We start from the raw sequence: 16096 nt of genomic DNA, 5'->3' as shown, positions 1-16096 counted from the left end.
ACTACTCCGCAGCAATCTTTTGTGTGTTTACGATATGACGAGCCGCGCCAATAAGAATGTCCATTCCGGCGCTTAGGGTTTCATCTGGTGTTGTGAGCGGCGCAAGAATTTTGACGACTTCATCTCTCGGACCGGAAGTTTCAACGATCAAGCCTCGTTCGAAAGCAAGCGCGCAGATGTCGCCTGCCAACTCGCCGCAACCAACATCGACGCCGATCATCATGCCACGGCCTTTCAGGTACGCATTCGGTACCATATCGGCAATGGTTTGAAGCCCTTGTGTAACCAGCTCCGCCCGTCGTTTGATGTCTTGCTCAAACCGATCGTCCGCCCAGAATTTTTCGATAGCAACGCGCGCCGTAACGAAAGCATGGTTGTTACCACGGAACGTGCCGTTGTGTTCGGCTGGCCCCATCACATCATGCTCGGGCTTAACAAGAACCAGCCCCATAGGCAGACCAAATCCGGAAACCGATTTTGCCATTGTGATGATATCAGGCGAAATACCCATGTCTTCGAAGGAGAAGAACTTGCCGGTTCGACCACAGCCTGCCTGAACATCATCAATGATAAGAAGCGCGCCAGATTTCTTTGCCAAGTCGGCAATGCGATTCAGCCATTCAGGGCTGGCGGCATTCAGGCCACCCTCGCCTTGCACAGTTTCAAGGATGAACGCTGCAGGAGCATCCAGCCCGCTTGATTGATCTTCGAGCATCGCTTCGAGGTAAGCAGTGGTGTCGCCGTTATCTGCGAGATAATCATCGTATGGCATCCGCGTGACACCATTCAGCGAGGTGCCCGCACCGCCGCGGTGATAGCCATTCCCAGTAGCCGCCAGCGCCCCTTGGGTAACGCCGTGGAAGCCGTTGGTGAAGGCGATAATATTGGTGCGCCCCGTAGACTTGCGAGCAATTTTCATAGCCGCTTCAACTGCGTTCGCACCCGTTGGCCCCGTAAACATCAGCTTATGTGGCATGTCGCGTGGGGCAAGGATCTGTTTTTCGAAGGTTTCGATAAAGGCAGCCTTGGTGTCTGTATGCATGTCCAGCCCATGAGCAATGCCATCGACCTGAATATGGTCTATCAGCGCGGCCTTTAGGTCCGGATCATTATGACCGTAGTTCAGAGAAGAGCACCCCGCGAGGAAATCGATATAACGGGTTCCATCATGGGATGTCATTTCAGAGCCTTTGGCTGACACAAAAACAGTGTCAAAGCCACGGCAATAGCTTCGTGCTTCAGATTCACGGCGTGGGAAAATGGAGATATCGGACAGATTCGTAGACATACGACCTCTTTCAGGCGTTGGCGGATTCGGATGGGGATGTAGATTTAGCAGGCTGGATGCGAGAGGCAGGCGCATAACTTAAGCGGCCATTTTCACTCGGTTTTCCAGCTGAATGGTGACCATGTGCTCGGTTTTGTGGCGTTCCTGAAAATGCAGCGCTTGCGTGAAGTAAGGCGCATTCTCTAACTCGCCGTCTTGAAGGCGGGCAAACTTGCGGAACAAGGCCCAGGAAGCCTCATTATCGGCGGTAATGGTCGTTTGGAGACGGGTTACGTCTTTGCATTCCGAGCGGTTTAAGATGTTCTGCAGCATCAAACGGCCAAGCCCTTGGCCGCGGGCGGCTTCGGATACAGCAACTTGCCAGACGAACAAAGTGTCGGGTTCGTTTGGCATGACATAGGCAGAAACCCAGCCCACGACCTCGCCGGACATCTCCGCAAGAACACAGGTGTCGGCAAAATGATCGCACTGCAGAAGGTTGCAATACATGGAGTTCTCATCCAGCGGCCGGCAGGCTCTTACTAGCTTCCAGATATTTGCGCCATCTTTGGCATTGGGTTTGCGTAGTGTTGGCAAGTCAATGCGCATTGATTGAGCGGGGTGCTGCATTTTGAACTCCTTTTGCTTCGAAAGGCGAAGTAACATCGAAGGAAAGTATTTTCAACAGTCAAAGCAAAATTTACGCTATACACGGCAAATCGTCACAAAAACTGCACAAAATTAAGCACACCCCCCATTGAAACTGCTTCGTGGATCAAACAAATTAAAGATATGTACCCAAAATGAAGAAGGAGGTATGCTTTGCCAATCAAATCAATGGAGGCAACGTGGACCGCATCGATAGTAGCTTGATTGCTCTAAGACGAATTGTACGTGCGACAGAGCTATTCGGACGCGAAATCCGCCAATCGACCGGTGTTACGCCCACCCAGTTCCGCGTTCTGCAAATCATTTCGGAAAATGGATATGCGACCGCCAAGGCTATTTCGCAGCGCATGCGCGTTTCACAAGGAACTGTAACGTCCTTGGTAGATAAACTAGTGCGTGATGGCTTGGCTGTCCGCGAAAAATCCACGCAGGATCGTCGACAAATCAATATCTTGCTGACCGACGCGGGACGCTCAATTCTGCAAGATGCGCCAGACCCGTTGCAACAACGGTTTGTCCGTAAATTCGCGGCGATGGAAGACTGGGAGCAAGCCATGCTGGTTGCCAATCTCGAACGCGTTGCGACAATGCTGGACGCAGAAGAGATCGACGCATCAGCAGTTTTGGACACAGGGGAAATTCGGCCCGTCGAGTAACGGAACCTGACCTGAAAGCATCCAACTTCTTTCGGTTTCTGTTCACAAAGAGTTCCTGCACAAGCCGTGACTTGCCAGAATCGCGGACTTGGTTGATCCTAGAAGAAATTTAAGGATCAAATTATGTTTAGATGTATAGTCATTGCTATTGGTATCAGTGCATCTACGGCCCTGCTTGCACAAGAAACTTCCGATACCACTGTTGAAGCAGATAGCGCCGCAGGCACAGACGCGAGCCTCTTAACAGACGCGGAATTGCAGACTCTCGTTGCTCCGGTCGCCCTCTACCCTGACACGCTGCTCATCCAGATATTTGTTGCCGCAACACAGCCTCTCGAGGTTGTTAAGGCCGAACGTTTCTTGCTGGATAACGCAGACCGCGACCCCGCTGAACTTGAGCCGGAAATCGATGAAATGGGTTGGGATCCTTCTGTGGCTGTCTTGGCAACTGCGTTCCCCGAAGTTGTCGGCCAAATGGCAACCCATATCGATTGGACCGAGACCGTTGGGACCGCCATGATGGCGCAATCTGATGATGTTTTGGATGCGGTTCAAGTTATGCGCGACCAAGCAATAGACAGTGGCGCGCTTGTAACCGGACCCGAGCAAACAGTCGAGGTTACCGAAGACGATGACGTTGTAATCACACCAACCGAACCCGAAACTGTTTACGTTCCTCAATACGATCCGGCTACCGTTTACACTGGCCCATCAACAGGCGACGTTATCGGCACAGCCTTGCTGACCTTTGGAACCTTTGCACTGATCGACGAGATCTTTGACGATGACGACGATTGGAATGACTATTGGGGATGCCGGAATTGCGGCGGCTGGGGCGGAAACCCGATCATCAGAGATCCGGACATTGACATAGACGTCGATGGAAACGTCAACATTGGCAATAACATCGATCTGGGTGATCGCACCGATATCGGCTGGAAACCCGACCCCGACCGCCAACAAGCGGCGCGCGATAAAATCGCTGATCACAAAAAACCGGAAACAGGACGCGGCGAATTGCCAATCAACCGCCCTGAAGGCCGTACAGATGAGCTCCGCGATAAATTGAGCCGCGAAACTGGCGCAAAAGATATTAGTCGGGACCGAACTAAGGCAGCGGTCGCCGGTGCGGGGGCTGTTGCAGGTGGCGCTGCTCTGGCGAACAGGGGCAACGGAGACAAATCACTGCCAAAGGTGGACCGAGGCAATATCGACCCAAACAAAGCCGCTGCGAAAAAACAGGTCGTCGACCGAACCAAACGGCCAGACGCAACCAAAAAGCCCGTCGCGAAGAAACCGCAGACCGCCAAGAAACCGCAAGTGAAAAAAGCTGCGACCGCAAAGAAGAAAGCTTCAGCGGCCAAGGGACAAGCGATGAAGAAAAAAACGTCGGGCGCCAAAGCTCATAAGGCATCCAAGCGTGGGCATGCCGCCAAAGCCAAGCGGAGATAATAGTATGCGTAGAACGGCATTTTCAGTTTTGTTGCTTGCTGCAACAACAAGCCCAGCGCTCTCGGAAGGCGCTCGATTTGACACCCCGCAAGCTGCACTGGAGGCATTCGTCGGAGCTTTAGAGGCCAACAATCAAAGTGAGCTGCTTACTATTTTCGGGCCGGAAGCCGAAGATCTGATCGGAACCGGAGATCCCGCAGAAGATCAACAGAGGCGGCAAGACGTGCTTAGCATGTATGCCGAAGGCTACCGTTTTCAGCCCCAAGAAAATGAAGTTGTACTTCTGTTGGGTGAAGATAGCTGGCCATTTCCAATTCCGATTTCTCGCACAGCGGACGGCTGGCGCTTCGACATAGAGGCCGGAATTGAAGAGCTATCGGCTCGCGAAATCGGCTTAAACGAACTTGAAGTTATCGATTTACTAGAAGCCTACGTTGACCTTCAGGCGGCCTTCCGCCTTGTCGACCACAACGGTGATGGGGTTATGGAGTTCGCCCAGACCATCATTTCCGACCCCGGCGAGCGAAACGGATTGTTCTGGCCGGAGGACGAAGGATTTGTCGGCGCAGCACTCGCAAGAGCGGCGGCCACTGGTTGGAGTGATGGCGAAGCAGACTATGAAGCCGAACCATTTCTTGGGTACACCTATTCAATCTTGCAAGGACAAGGAGAGAATGCGCCCGGAGGAGCCCACTCCTACTTTGTCGGTGATAAATTTATCGCCGGGCACGCCCTACTCGCTGTACCCGCAGAGTATGGAGAGACAGGCATCCACTCATTTATGGTTGGCGAGAACGGTATTGTGTACGAGGCCGACTTTGGCCCCGAAACACTCGACCAAACCGCAGAGATAACCACTTATGATCCAAACTCCGATTGGTCTGCAGTTGAATAAGCTTGCCTTCGCGGCTTCGCGAATTTGCCGTGTTTGCCCTTAATATAGCTGTATGTAATTGAGCGGTCCGGAAAGGTAGACCATGCATAAACGCTTCTCAGGGCTACTCCACGACTGCCTAGTAAGAGCCCGTTCGGTTTTATCACCTTATGCTTAACGCCTTAATCCTTTTGGTCGTCACGATATTCGGTGCGTTGCTTATCTGGCCGCGAGTGGCCGACTCACGACTTTGGCGGGCAACGATCACGCCATTGGCCTCGATAATTGGAAGTGGCTTCCTCGTTCTTGGTCCGATCCTTGATGTCAGCTACGGTGGCTATGCTCCAATCATCATGATCGGATTGTGCGCAGTTGCGTATTTCTTCGGCAGTGCGATCCGCTACAATATCCATGACGCAGAAACAGAACCAGCACCCTCCAAATTACTTGTAAGGCTCGAAACCGCCGCATCGGGCGTTCTGGCGTTTGCGTTCATTATTTCGGTTGCATATTACCTCAACCTTTTCGGCGCATTTGGTGTGAGCCTCACCCAATTGAACGACCATTTTCACGCCAATTTGCTGACGTCTGCAGTATTTCTCTTGATCCTGTTTACTGGAATGACCCGAGGCTACACAGCGCTTGAACGGATGGAACAGGTTTCCGTTGGCTTGAAACTGGCAATTATCGCAGGGCTTCTATTTGGCCTTGCCGTTCATTTCGGAGACGTTGCAAACCAGAACGCTCTGCATTTCGATACACCCCGTGTGTCCGGCTGGGCTGGACTTGCACTAATGGCAGGGCTGATTGTGACGGTGCAAGGTTTTGAGACATCGCGCTATCTTGGCAATACCTATGACGCTCCCACGCGAATTCGCTCTATGCGACTAGCACAGTGGATCGCAACCGGCATCTACTGCGTCTACATCGTCCTATTGACCTATGCATTCGATACCGACCCCAATTCACTAAATGAAACAGCAATCATCGACATGATGCATGTCGTTGCTCCTATTCTACCGCTTCTTTTAGTTGTTGCCGCACTAAGCGCACAGTTCAGCGCAGCCATCGCAGACACGAGCGGCTCTGGAGGCTTGTTTGCCGAAGCCACCAATGGTGTTGTCTCCGAAAAGTTGGCTTATGCATTACTAGCCGGCATCGGCTTGTTGTTAACTTGGACTGCCGACATTTTTGAAATCATCAGCTACGCATCAAGGGCCTTCGCGCTATATTATTCCCTACAAGCTACCATCGCCGCAATTCGAGCCTGGCGAAATAACGCGAAAACCTACGCGATCGGTTTCACAGTCATGGCTATTCTAGGCGTTGCCGCCACCATCTTTGGAACGCCTGTCGAGTAAGCTCTGCAAACGTAGCGATTGTTTGAAAGAAATAGCGAACAGCGGTTGCTTTCACGCGTAACAAACTTTTTTGAACCTGACGAAAAAGCGGAAACTCCTGTGAGTTTGGGTAAGGCAACTACGGCAGGGATAATCTCTACAATTTTACCCATCGACATTTCTCGGCCAGACTCAACGAGGTTGCCGAGTATGATTTCCAACAGCCCAAGCCGCTCTGTATGTGAGTACTAAACGAAAGTCCGCTATACTCGCCTAATGCAAGCACCGAAAAGTCCAAAATCTACAGCAGCAATTGCGCCACCTTTGCAGCTATTCCATCCTGACGATGCTCACACTGTGGCGCGACCAAATGACATGGCGTCAGGGGGATTGCTGTTCAACATCTGGGCAAAAGCGTCTGGCAAGGGCGGGGATCCTTGGGAGTTGGGGCGATTGCAACAGCTTGACCAAGTGGATTCTGGTTGGGTTGTGATTGTGCTGGATCAAGGCGACGGGGTCGAGGCCGTTCTCATGGGGCAACCGCACCCAACAGAACCGGTTCCAACAGATGGCGTGGACCCGATTTGGGTTCCCCTCGTCGAGCTTGAGAACATGGTTCCAGGGTGTTGGTGCCTTAACGTTATCGCAACTCTCCCCGAGTATCGCGGTCGGGGGCATGCAGCGTTGCTGATGCAACAGGCTGAAAAACTCGCACGTGAGGGCCACCACGCATCTATTGCACTCGCCGTTGCCAATAATAACACCGGCGCGATCCGACTCTATCAGAAATGGGGTTTCTCGGAGTTGGCTCGGCGTCCCATGACAAACGGAGATTGGGACGGACCAGAAGAAAACTGGGTGCTTATGGTGAAACCATTGCCAAACAATTGAAAAGTTAGGTGCCAGATGGTTGAGCGAAATTTTCGAGAAGCAAATATTTCAGATGCTGCCTCTTGCTTTGCGATTGAGGCCGCGGCCTACGAAGGTGATGAAGCCGCAACCTACGCCAAAATCTCCAAACGGATTCAGACCTACCCAGAGGGCTTTCTTATACTGGAGCTGGACGGCAAGGTTGTCGGCTTCATCAATTGTGGGTGCGCGTATGAAGTTGAGATGTCTGACGAGGACTTCAAAGAACTTGTCGGGCATGACCCCGAAGCACCTAACGTCGTTATCATGTCCGTTGTGGTCGACCCTAAAGAGCAAGGTCGGGGCCATTCACGTGCGCTGATGGACGAGTTCATTGGGCGTATGCGAAGGATGGACAAATCAACAATCTACCTCATGTGCAAAGAGCATTATGTGCCGCTCTATGAGAAGTTTGGGTACACCTATCTGCGGCCATCGGTCTCTGATCATGGTGGCATGACTTGGCACGAGATGACTTTGGAACTCTAGCACAACTGAATACCGTTTTCGTGCCAAACCTCGAAGCTTTTATGTTCAACAAACGTTGGTACAGCTTTGCGGGTTTAAGGCATCGAAAACACTTTCTCTACCAATGCCAAAGAGTGCCATCTTCTAGCCGATTTACTGGGAGGTATGCGCGCTCATACGGGAAACGGGCTGCCAGTTCTTCGTCGATATCTACGCCGTGCCCCGGCACATCACCTGGGTGCATGAAGCCCTTGTTATGTGTCCATGTGCTTGGGAATACATCCATGACTTGAGGGCAATAGTCCGCAAATTCTTGAATGCCGTAGTTAGGGACCCACAAGCCAAGATGTGTATTCACGCCCATTGTTATTGGCGAAACATCCCCCGGGCCGTGACAACCCGTTTTTACATTGTGCATCGCGGCATAATCAAAAATCCGACGCAACCCTGTTACGCCACCAGCGTGGCAAGATGTTGTGCGGATGTAGTCGATCAATTGCTCTCGAATGAGGTCGCGTGCATCCCAGATTGAATTGAATACTTCTCCGACGGCGAGAGGCGTGGTCGTGTGGTTGCGTACATGTCGGAAGTTTTCTTGATCTTCCGCGGCAACCGCATCCTCTAGCCAAAACAACCTGTAAGGCTCCAGATCCTTGCCCAGTCGCGCTGCCTCGATCGGTGAGAGGCGATGATGGGCGTCATGCAACAAATGCGTATCCCATCCAAGAACATCGCGCAGACGCTCAAAAACTTTGGGAATGAACGGCAGGTATTTCTCCGTCGACCAAATGTCTTCGTCGGGGAGAAAGCCGCCATCAGGCCGTGGCCCAGAGTTCAGTTTGCTAATGCCATAGATACGATCAAGCCCGGGAACACCGCATTGCACCCTGATCGCCTGAAAGCCCTCTTCTTTCTTTTGGACGACTGCCTCGACGGTCTCTTCAATTGTTGATCCGTGTGCATGCGTATAGATCATGATCTTCTCGCGAGACGCGCCACCCAACAATTGGTAAAGTGGCATGTTGCACGCCTTGGCTTTGATGTCCCAAAGCGCCATATCGATTGCTGAGATCGCGGCCATGGTAACCGGCCCCCGTCTCCAATACCCTCCACGATAGAGGTACTGCCAAATATCCTCGATACGCGAAGCATCTCTTCCGAGAAGACAGGGAACAACATGTTTCTCGAGGTAGGTCGCAACCGCAAGCTCGCGCCCGTTGAGCGTTGCATCTCCAACACCGTAAATACCCTCATCAGTGATAATCTTAACGGTTACGAAGTTTTGTCCAGGCGAGGTGACAATGACTCGGATATCCTTGATTTTCATTTTTTCTTTCCTCGCTAGAGCGGACAACTGGGATTGCTTAAGTAATTGTTTGTTCATGGATTCTCTGTGCTTTCTGCATGGCAAAGATCGTTCCACTTCAACAGGTTCTGCGCTTTCTCTGTGTCAAAAAAGCTGATGTTCCGAACGAGTGGCTTTCGCAACTCCGTGTCAGGGAAATGTTTCTGAGCAAGCTCTGCGCTTGGTGTTGTTTCGGTTGTTTCGGGCGCAACAAGGTTCACCACGTCATGCCCTGTTCCGCCTAACGCAAGACAGTCAACGCAGGCCTTTGCAGCAGCACGCGCTGGCGTCCAAGCCCATAGGTGTTTGGACGCGGGCATCTCTTTCCACGCCTCTTTCGCTCGCGTAACGCTCTCGACGATCCAATGAAGCCGAACGCTCACAATGCGCATTGTTTCGTACCGCCGCGCGATGCTGTCGGCTTGAAGCTCGCAAATCCATTTTGACAGGGCGTATGGATCTTCGTTCAGAGTCGGATAGTCCTCATCAATCGGGAAATAAGAAAAACGAGGGCTACGGCTATAGGCAAATCCAATCGCATTTACACTCGATGCGTTGCAAACGTGATCAATTCCCAATTCGCCCGCTGCCCGCAAAACGTTGTAGGAGCCAGCAACATTTTGATTATGTGTAATATGGTCAGCTTCAATCCCTGCTGCGGGAATTGCCGCGAGATGTATGACGCCTTCGCACCCCCTAAAGGCCGCAAGAGTTTTGTCATAATCATCAACATTGAACGTGGCAGTCTCAACGCCACTAATGGCGCCCTGTGGCGGCGTTTTGTCGATGCTAATAACTGAGTGCCCGGCGGACTGAGCGGCGCGCACGACATACGGGCCAAACCCTCCGCGCGCGCCTGTAATCGCTATCTTCATTCCACCGCTCCAAATGGTATTTCGCCTTTTGCTGATCTAAGCATTCTGAGCACTTTCGATACGAAGCCCGGTGTCCTTGTCAAAAAGGCTTATGTTGTCTGCGTTGAAGTGGAAGGTCACCTGATCTCCCTCACTTACGTCTGCGCCAGCGGGGAGCCTTGCGAACATCCGGCCTTCTGAAAAATCGCAAACTGTAATACGGTCGGCGCCCGTTACTTCAACGTAATCGATCTTGCATTCGATTTTTGAAAGAGAAGCATCGCTAGACTCTGCCGCCAGCGAAATCGCCTCTGGTCGGAGGCCGAAAACGACGGGCTGGCCAAGCCGCTTGCGATGCTCGGGCACGTTTTTAAGCGGAATTAGCACATCGCCAAGTTCCTTTCGCGCCAAACGAATGTGCAACTCTCCGTCGGCGGTTTCCTCTATCGTCCCGTCAATAAGGTTCATTGGAGGTGCCCCCATGAAACCTGCCACGAATACGTTGGCAGGACGGTTATAGATTTCATCCGGTGTCGCGAACTGTTGCAACACACCATCCTTCAGAACCGCAATTTTAGTTGCGAGGGTAAGGGCTTCGATCTGATCATGCGTTACATAAATCATCGTCGCATCCATGCTTCGGTGCAGGCGCGCAATTTCGATGCGGGTTTGGTTACGTAGAGCTGCGTCTAGGTTCGACAGTGGTTCATCAAACAAGAACACCTTTGGTTCGCGCACAATGGCCCTACCGATCGCGACGCGCTGCCGTTGTCCGCCAGACAAAGCTTTGGGAAAACGATCAATATAGCTATCAAGCTGCAAAGATTTCGCCGCCGCTCCAACGGTTTCTTTGATCCGCTCAATTGGAGTGCGACGCAACTTTAGGCCGAAAGCCATGTTCTGTTGCACGGTCATATGCGGGTAGAGCGCATAGGACTGAAACACCATAGAGATGCCGCGCTGAGGAGAGGGAACATCGTTAACAACGTTTCCTTCGATGGAAATTGTGCCATCGGTGATGCCCTCAAGCCCCGCAATCATGCGCAGGAGGGTCGATTTTCCGCAGCCAGAAGGGCCAACGAATACAATGAAATCGCCTGGGTCAATCTCAAGGTCAATTCCGTGAATGACTTCATGATTTCCGTAGGATTTACGAACATTGCGAAGGGATACGCCGGACATTTCAGAAGCCCTTTCTATTGGATACTTGAGGAGAACCGGACTTCAGCCGGAGAGTCTGGGCGAAGCTTGAAGGCAAAATCATCCTTTAACCCCCACTCCAGCAAACCCTGTGTTGAGATTGCGCCGCAGCAAGAAGTAAACCGCTACTGCAGGTACTGCGTATAGAATTGAGTACGATGCCAAGAAGCCGTAGTTGACCGAACTGTGCTCCCCAAAGGATGCAAAGAGGCCAACTGACATTGGGAAATCCGCGGTCTTTCGCACAAAGATGAGCGGGAGCAAAAACTCGTTCCATGCGGTGGTAAAAGAGAAGAACCAAACCACTGCAATGCCAGCGCGCGACATGGGTAACATGACGTTTCGCATGATCTGGAAGAATGACGCGCCCTCTGAATACGCCGCTTCTTCGAGCTCAACCGGAACTGTATCAAAGAAGTTCTTTAGCAGAAGCAAGGTGAATGGCAGGTTCAGCATCGTAATTGCGATGGCGACGCCCACCAAATTCAACATCCCTGTCGATTTCGCCGTAAAGAAGATCGGAACAATCACGCCTGTCGCTGGCAGCATACGCAACAGAACCAGCGCCCAAAGGAAAGCATTCCGCCCCGGGATCTTTAGTCGTGACAAAGGATAGGCGGCGAAAACCGCGATGATAACCGTGAGTGTAGATGTTAGTATCGAAAGGAATAGCGAGTTCATAAACTGGCCACCCGCCTGGCCGGACATGGCTTCAGCAAAATTCTGAAATCCAACTGAATTCGGCCAGCTTAGGCTCCCGTCTGCTTCGGGGTTAACAGCATTCACTGCGAGCCATGAGAATGGGCTAACCCAGATCAATGCAATAAGAGCCAGAATTATCGCTGTTGTGTATGATTTTTGCGTATCTTGCATGGTTTTGTCTCTATTTCGGCTCGCGCAGCAAGCGCACGTAGAAGATTGACATGATCGCCACGATAATCAGCATGGCCACAGAGATAGCGCTTCCGTACCCGAGTTTGCCGACGGAGAAACTTTCGTTGTAAACAAAGATCGAAAGCACTTGGGTCTTGGTTCCAGGTCCGCCCCCTGTCAGTGCGAAAATCAGCGGGAAGTAAACAAACGAACCAATCGTGATGAACAAACAGTTCGTTGCGATGTGAGATTTGATCATTGGCAGCGTGATAAAGAACATCCGCTGCATCGGGGTCGCGCCATCAACCTTTGCTGCCTCGGAAACTTCGCGTGGAACAGAGTCCAGAGCTGCCGAATAAAGAATATAAGACCATGCCGTACCCTTCCAAATATTCGCCAAAATAACGATGAGCAGCGGGTGATCATTGATCAGGTTGCGCGTCTCAATACTTAGCGGCTGAAGAATAGCCAGATCGACCAGTCCATTTGGCGTAAATGTTGCTGACCAAAGGAAAGCGGCTACGACATCGGGAAGCACCCAGCCAAGTATAACGGCACTCTCAATCGATGATCGCAATAAACCCGGTTGGTTGCGCAATGTGCCAGCCAAGACAAAGCCCAAGATATTTTGGCCGATTATCGAAGAGAAAAAGGTAAAAATTACGGTTACCCAAAGGGACTCAAGAAAACCGCGTCTTGTGAACAAACGCTCATAGTTTTCTAAACCTATGAAGCTCCATTCAGTAGCTTTGCGACCAAACAATGAAAGGTCGGTAAAGGACATAACCAACACCCAGCCAGCCATGTATAGCAGCAACCCAACAGCCAAAATCGCAGGGATACTCAAGCAAACCAGCAGTGGCCAATCTCGTTTTAGCCATGGATGAGCAGACGCGAGCATAGGGTCAGTCCTTTTGGAGGGATTAAAGGCGCGGCAAAGTCGGCACCGCGCCTCTTTTCAATCGTTTATTCGTAAACGGCGACGGCTTCTTCGCCGAACTCATCTACGAGCGCTTCGTAGTATTCCTCGAGCGCATCATCGACGCTTACACCATCAAGAATATCCGCAGTCATCTTTTGAACTTGCGAAGATACATAATAGTATCCTGGAACGGCATCACGCTTGGTAGTTTTCTCGTTCAGTGGAGTAACCGCAGCGAAGAATGCATCGCTCTTGTAAGCGTCTGTTGCTGCGATGTCTGAGCGAACCGCCATACGGCCGTTTTCAAGCACCCAAGGTTCAAAGTTCTCGCGATCAAAGATTGCCATCAGGAGTTGCTCGGCAAGCTCTTTGTTCTCAGACGCTTCGTTTACAGCGATTGTCCAGCCAGCCGAAATATTCGAGAATTCGGGAGCGCCCTCAACACCCGACCCTGGGAATGGAGCCCAATGAACGACTTCGTCGCGTTCGGCTTGTGGAGGAAGATTAGTACCGCCGCAATCCCAGATACAGTTGTTTTCCCAAGAGCCTGAAGCCCAAATGCCAACATCACCTTCGATTAGCCCTTGGCGCATGAATGCACCAACATCGTTGGAATATTGATCACCCGGCTCTGCAAGACCGTCTTCGATGTACGCTTTGTGATAGAATTCAAGCGCACGTTTCAGGGCTGGGCTTTTCCCGATCCACTGACCAGTTTCGCGATTTCGCAGACGATTCATGTCGCCTTCTGGCGTGTCTGCACCAAGCAGAACCATGTAAAAACCTTGCATGGTTGTTGCTTCTTCTTGCTTCGTGCCAGCAGGAATTACCAACGCATTTTGTGTGCCTGTTGCCTCTTTAATGGCTTCGGCCGCTGCGAACACATCATCCCATGTTTTCGGCATCCAAGGTGTTTCAATACCAGCAGCTTCAAAGGCTTTTTTCGAGTACCAAAGCATACGAGCATCGGTATCTGTCGAAAGCGCGTAAACCTGCCCACCAACACTTGTCGCGTTCAATGTCGCTTCAGGATAATACTGCCATTGGTCCCATTTATCGGCCATGCCGTTGAGAGCATGTAGGTTGCCGTTTGCAGAAAGACGCTGAACGAACCCAGTATCAATATGAAGCACGTCTGGAGCCGTTCCAGAGGCGATATCAAGTGCAATACGGTCGTCATATCCATCAACGGGCAGAGCGATCCGTTCAACAGTCTCGCCAGTTGCCGCTTCGAATGCGTCGATGCCTGGATCGATCAACGAACCAAACTGCCCGCGATACATAATTGAAATGTCTGCGAATGCAGTCGTTCCGACGAGTGCGCTAAGCGTACTCGCAAGTATTACATTGTTAATTTTCATTGGTTTTTCCTCCCAACCACGATCTGTTCCAAGCCCTTTTCGAATCACGTGAGGGGCCTGCACACCCCTCTTTAACACTATCTAAATCAGTAATAAATATATTTAATGCTTTTATAGAGTTATTTTAAGCCGATTATTCCCTAAGAATGGCCGCTAGATGTCGAAATTTGCATATGAAGTTTGTTTACGCAGATACCCGTCGAAGCCATAGACGCCGTCTTCTCCCCCAAGACCGGACTTACCCCATCCTGTGTGAAAGCCCTGCACTTGCTCGCCGTTCGCACGGTTCAAGTACAGCTCCCCAAATTTGAGCAAATAGGGCGCTTGCGCCAAACGGCGATGGGAGGACGTGAACAAGTAAGCAGATAGCCCAAATGCGGTGTCATTGGCATAACTCACTGCTTGCTCGAAACTATCGACTCGCAATGACGACACCACAGGTCCAAATATCTCTTCTTGCATAAGCGGCGAAGCATTGGATGAACTTTCTAATACGGTTGGCGCGATAAAATTTCCCTTTGCCAGAGATCCCTCCTCAATCTTACCGCCTTTGAGCAAGACCTGATCGCCAAACGCCTCCCCGCGCGCAACCATCTTCGCCACTTTTTCCACCTCTGCCGCGCTCACTTTCGGCCCAAGATCAGGATTCACCATTGGATCACCAATGCGAAGAGACTGAGTGCGAGAAATGAACTTCTCGAGAAATTCGTCCGCGATTTTTGAATGGAGGTACATACGCTCGTTGCATGTACAAATCTGGCCGCAGTTGGCGAAGCGCGCGGCTATTGCAGCATCAACTGCTCGATCAATGCTTGCATCCTCCATTACGACAAACGGGGCTTTCCCGCCCAACTCCAATCGCAGAACTTTCAGATGAGAGGCAGCAGACGCATAGATTTCCTGCCCAGCTCGCACACTCCCGGTCATGGAGATGAGATCAACACCAGCATGATCAACAAGAGCGCGGCCAATAACCGGACCACGCCCGCTCACAACATTGAACACGCCAGAAGGGAAACCCACTTCCTTAACAAGCTGCGCAATATATAGCCCTGACATAGGTGTAATTTCATGTGAAAGAAGCACGAAGGTATTGCCCGCAACCAATGCAGGACCAGCCTTACGTGCTGCGAGTGCGGCTGGATAGTTCCATGCTGTCAACCCAACGACAACGCCATATGCATGTCGTCTTATATGGATCTCTTCATAACGGTTGTCCGATCCTAGGATATCTCCACCAATTCTGCGCGCCATCGATGCCGCATGACTTAGGAAGCTCGCTGTTGCATCAACTTCGCCAAATGCCTGATCGAGTGGCTTTCCCTGCTCTCGAACAATAATCCGAGCGAACACGTCTTTGTGCTCCAGTATTTTCGCAGCCAGACGTTCCACAAGCCTCGCACGCTCAATCGCCGGAAGAGCGGCCCAACTTGATTGAGCTACGCGAGCAGCCGAGATCGCAGTATTTGCAAGCTCCTCATCACCTGCAGGCACAAACCCGATTGTTTCAGCGTTCGCCGGATTTTCGACCTCAATTGTCTCTAAACCGGCTGGCTCTTTGAATTCGCCCCCGATGAAGGCTTTACCGCTAAGAATGCGAATGACCTCAAGTTCTTTAGCTACATTGCTCATCGAGATTTCCTTTCAATGGAGACGGTGCTGCCCTAGAAGGCAGCAATTGATTTCAAGAGTGGCTTCATAAATTTCAGTAGGTTTGGTCACTCAAACTTTCGACGCGCGTGAAAGCCCTCTAGGCGCAGTTACGCGCTCATTAACCCGAGGTTCCGAGGTGTCGTTTTGGAATATTAGGCCCCAATATGAAGCTTCCTCGCACAATAAGATGGATTTAAAACCCATTAATATATATAATTAAAAATATCAAATATATTTTAACCTGTCATAGACT

15 protein-coding genes are annotated in these 16096 nt (G+C 51.3%); 6 read left to right on the top strand and 9 right to left on the bottom strand.

The window, feature by feature from the left end; all coding sequences use genetic code 11:
• Nucleotide 1 precedes the first annotated feature (1 nt).
• Complete coding sequence (gene ectB, locus N9C89_RS00190) at nt 2–1288, bottom strand: diaminobutyrate--2-oxoglutarate transaminase (protein ID WP_263951784.1); 1287 nt, start codon at nt 1286–1288, stop codon at nt 2–4.
• A gap of 78 nt (nt 1289–1366) precedes the next feature.
• Nucleotides 1367–1897: a diaminobutyrate acetyltransferase gene (gene ectA, locus N9C89_RS00185; protein WP_263951783.1), complete on the bottom strand. Its 531-nt coding sequence runs from the start codon at nt 1895–1897 to the stop codon at nt 1367–1369.
• Nucleotides 1898–2115: 218 nt separating this feature from the next.
• On the opposite strand from ectA, the gene N9C89_RS00180 reads away from it, so the two are divergent.
• The 6 genes from N9C89_RS00180 to N9C89_RS00155 all read left to right on the top strand — a co-directional run bounded on the left by N9C89_RS00180 (nt 2116) and on the right by N9C89_RS00155 (nt 7656).
• Complete coding sequence (locus N9C89_RS00180) at nt 2116–2592, top strand: MarR family winged helix-turn-helix transcriptional regulator (protein ID WP_263951782.1); 477 nt, start codon at nt 2116–2118, stop codon at nt 2590–2592.
• Nucleotides 2593–2715: 123 nt separating this feature from the next.
• Nucleotides 2716–4044 carry a DUF3300 domain-containing protein gene (locus N9C89_RS00175; RefSeq protein WP_263951781.1) on the top strand — a complete coding sequence of 443 codons (1329 nt, stop codon included), beginning with the start codon at nt 2716–2718 and terminating at the stop codon, nt 4042–4044.
• 4 nt (nt 4045–4048) lie between these two features.
• Entirely contained in the window at nt 4049–4939 is an 891-nt protein-coding gene (locus tag N9C89_RS00170; RefSeq protein WP_263951780.1) for a DUF2950 domain-containing protein, read from the top strand.
• A 149-nt stretch (nt 4940–5088) separates the two neighbouring features.
• Complete coding sequence (locus tag N9C89_RS00165; protein ID WP_263951779.1) at nt 5089–6279, top strand: hypothetical protein; 1191 nt, start codon at nt 5089–5091, stop codon at nt 6277–6279.
• Nucleotides 6280–6615: 336 nt separating this feature from the next.
• The gene (locus N9C89_RS00160; protein WP_263951778.1) at nt 6616–7149 is read left to right on the top strand and encodes a GNAT family N-acetyltransferase; all 534 of its coding nucleotides are present in this window, start codon (nt 6616–6618) and stop codon (nt 7147–7149) included.
• Between the two features lie 15 nt (nt 7150–7164).
• A complete protein-coding gene (locus N9C89_RS00155) occupies nt 7165–7656 on the top strand; it encodes a GNAT family N-acetyltransferase (protein WP_263951777.1) in 492 nt (163 codons plus the stop codon).
• 97 nt (nt 7657–7753) lie between these two features.
• Here N9C89_RS00155 and manD read toward each other — a convergent pair whose 3' ends face one another.
• The 7 genes from manD to N9C89_RS00120 all read right to left on the bottom strand — a co-directional run bounded on the left by manD (nt 7754) and on the right by N9C89_RS00120 (nt 15822).
• Nucleotides 7754–8962: a D-mannonate dehydratase ManD gene (manD, locus tag N9C89_RS00150; RefSeq protein ID WP_263951776.1), complete on the bottom strand. Its 1209-nt coding sequence runs from the start codon at nt 8960–8962 to the stop codon at nt 7754–7756.
• A gap of 53 nt (nt 8963–9015) precedes the next feature.
• Nucleotides 9016–9855: an NAD-dependent epimerase/dehydratase family protein gene (locus N9C89_RS00145; RefSeq protein WP_263951775.1), complete on the bottom strand. Its 840-nt coding sequence runs from the start codon at nt 9853–9855 to the stop codon at nt 9016–9018.
• 36 nt (nt 9856–9891) lie between these two features.
• Entirely contained in the window at nt 9892–11016 is a 1125-nt protein-coding gene (locus tag N9C89_RS00140; protein ID WP_263951774.1) for an ABC transporter ATP-binding protein, read from the bottom strand.
• 78 nt (nt 11017–11094) lie between these two features.
• Nucleotides 11095–11907 carry a carbohydrate ABC transporter permease gene (locus tag N9C89_RS00135; RefSeq protein WP_263951773.1) on the bottom strand — a complete coding sequence of 271 codons (813 nt, stop codon included), beginning with the start codon at nt 11905–11907 and terminating at the stop codon, nt 11095–11097.
• 10 nt (nt 11908–11917) lie between these two features.
• Entirely contained in the window at nt 11918–12808 is an 891-nt protein-coding gene (locus tag N9C89_RS00130; RefSeq protein WP_263951772.1) for a carbohydrate ABC transporter permease, read from the bottom strand.
• Nucleotides 12809–12873: 65 nt separating this feature from the next.
• Complete coding sequence (locus N9C89_RS00125; protein ID WP_263951771.1) at nt 12874–14190, bottom strand: extracellular solute-binding protein; 1317 nt, start codon at nt 14188–14190, stop codon at nt 12874–12876.
• Between the two features lie 153 nt (nt 14191–14343).
• Nucleotides 14344–15822 (bottom strand): aldehyde dehydrogenase family protein, encoded by a 1479-nt coding sequence (locus N9C89_RS00120; RefSeq protein WP_263951770.1) that lies wholly within the window; start codon nt 15820–15822, stop codon nt 14344–14346.
• Between the last annotated feature and the right edge of the window lie 274 nt (nt 15823–16096).

The sequence above is a fragment of the Halocynthiibacter sp. SDUM655004 genome (assembly GCF_026015885.1).
Classification (GTDB): domain Bacteria; phylum Pseudomonadota; class Alphaproteobacteria; order Rhodobacterales; family Rhodobacteraceae; genus Falsihalocynthiibacter; species Falsihalocynthiibacter halioticoli.
Note: the sequence above shows the minus strand (reverse complement) of the source record. Positions and strands in the feature narration are given on the sequence as shown.

Coding starts and splice junctions, on each gene's coding strand:
- N9C89_RS00165 (WP_263951779.1), top strand. CDS start 5,089: ATGCTTAACGCCTTAATCCTTTTGGTCGTCACGATATTCGGTGCGTTG.
- N9C89_RS00120 (WP_263951770.1), bottom strand. CDS start 15,822: ATGAGCAATGTAGCTAAAGAACTTGAGGTCATTCGCATTCTTAGCGGT.
- N9C89_RS00130 (WP_263951772.1), bottom strand. CDS start 12,808: ATGCTCGCGTCTGCTCATCCATGGCTAAAACGAGATTGGCCACTGCTG.
- N9C89_RS00155 (WP_263951777.1), top strand. CDS start 7,165: ATGGTTGAGCGAAATTTTCGAGAAGCAAATATTTCAGATGCTGCCTCT.
- ectA (WP_263951783.1), bottom strand. CDS start 1,897: ATGCAGCACCCCGCTCAATCAATGCGCATTGACTTGCCAACACTACGC.
- manD (WP_263951776.1), bottom strand. CDS start 8,962: ATGAAAATCAAGGATATCCGAGTCATTGTCACCTCGCCTGGACAAAAC.
- N9C89_RS00170 (WP_263951780.1), top strand. CDS start 4,049: ATGCGTAGAACGGCATTTTCAGTTTTGTTGCTTGCTGCAACAACAAGC.
- N9C89_RS00140 (WP_263951774.1), bottom strand. CDS start 11,016: ATGTCCGGCGTATCCCTTCGCAATGTTCGTAAATCCTACGGAAATCAT.
- N9C89_RS00125 (WP_263951771.1), bottom strand. CDS start 14,190: ATGAAAATTAACAATGTAATACTTGCGAGTACGCTTAGCGCACTCGTC.
- N9C89_RS00145 (WP_263951775.1), bottom strand. CDS start 9,855: ATGAAGATAGCGATTACAGGCGCGCGCGGAGGGTTTGGCCCGTATGTC.
- ectB (WP_263951784.1), bottom strand. CDS start 1,288: ATGTCTACGAATCTGTCCGATATCTCCATTTTCCCACGCCGTGAATCT.
- N9C89_RS00135 (WP_263951773.1), bottom strand. CDS start 11,907: ATGCAAGATACGCAAAAATCATACACAACAGCGATAATTCTGGCTCTT.
- N9C89_RS00175 (WP_263951781.1), top strand. CDS start 2,716: ATGTTTAGATGTATAGTCATTGCTATTGGTATCAGTGCATCTACGGCC.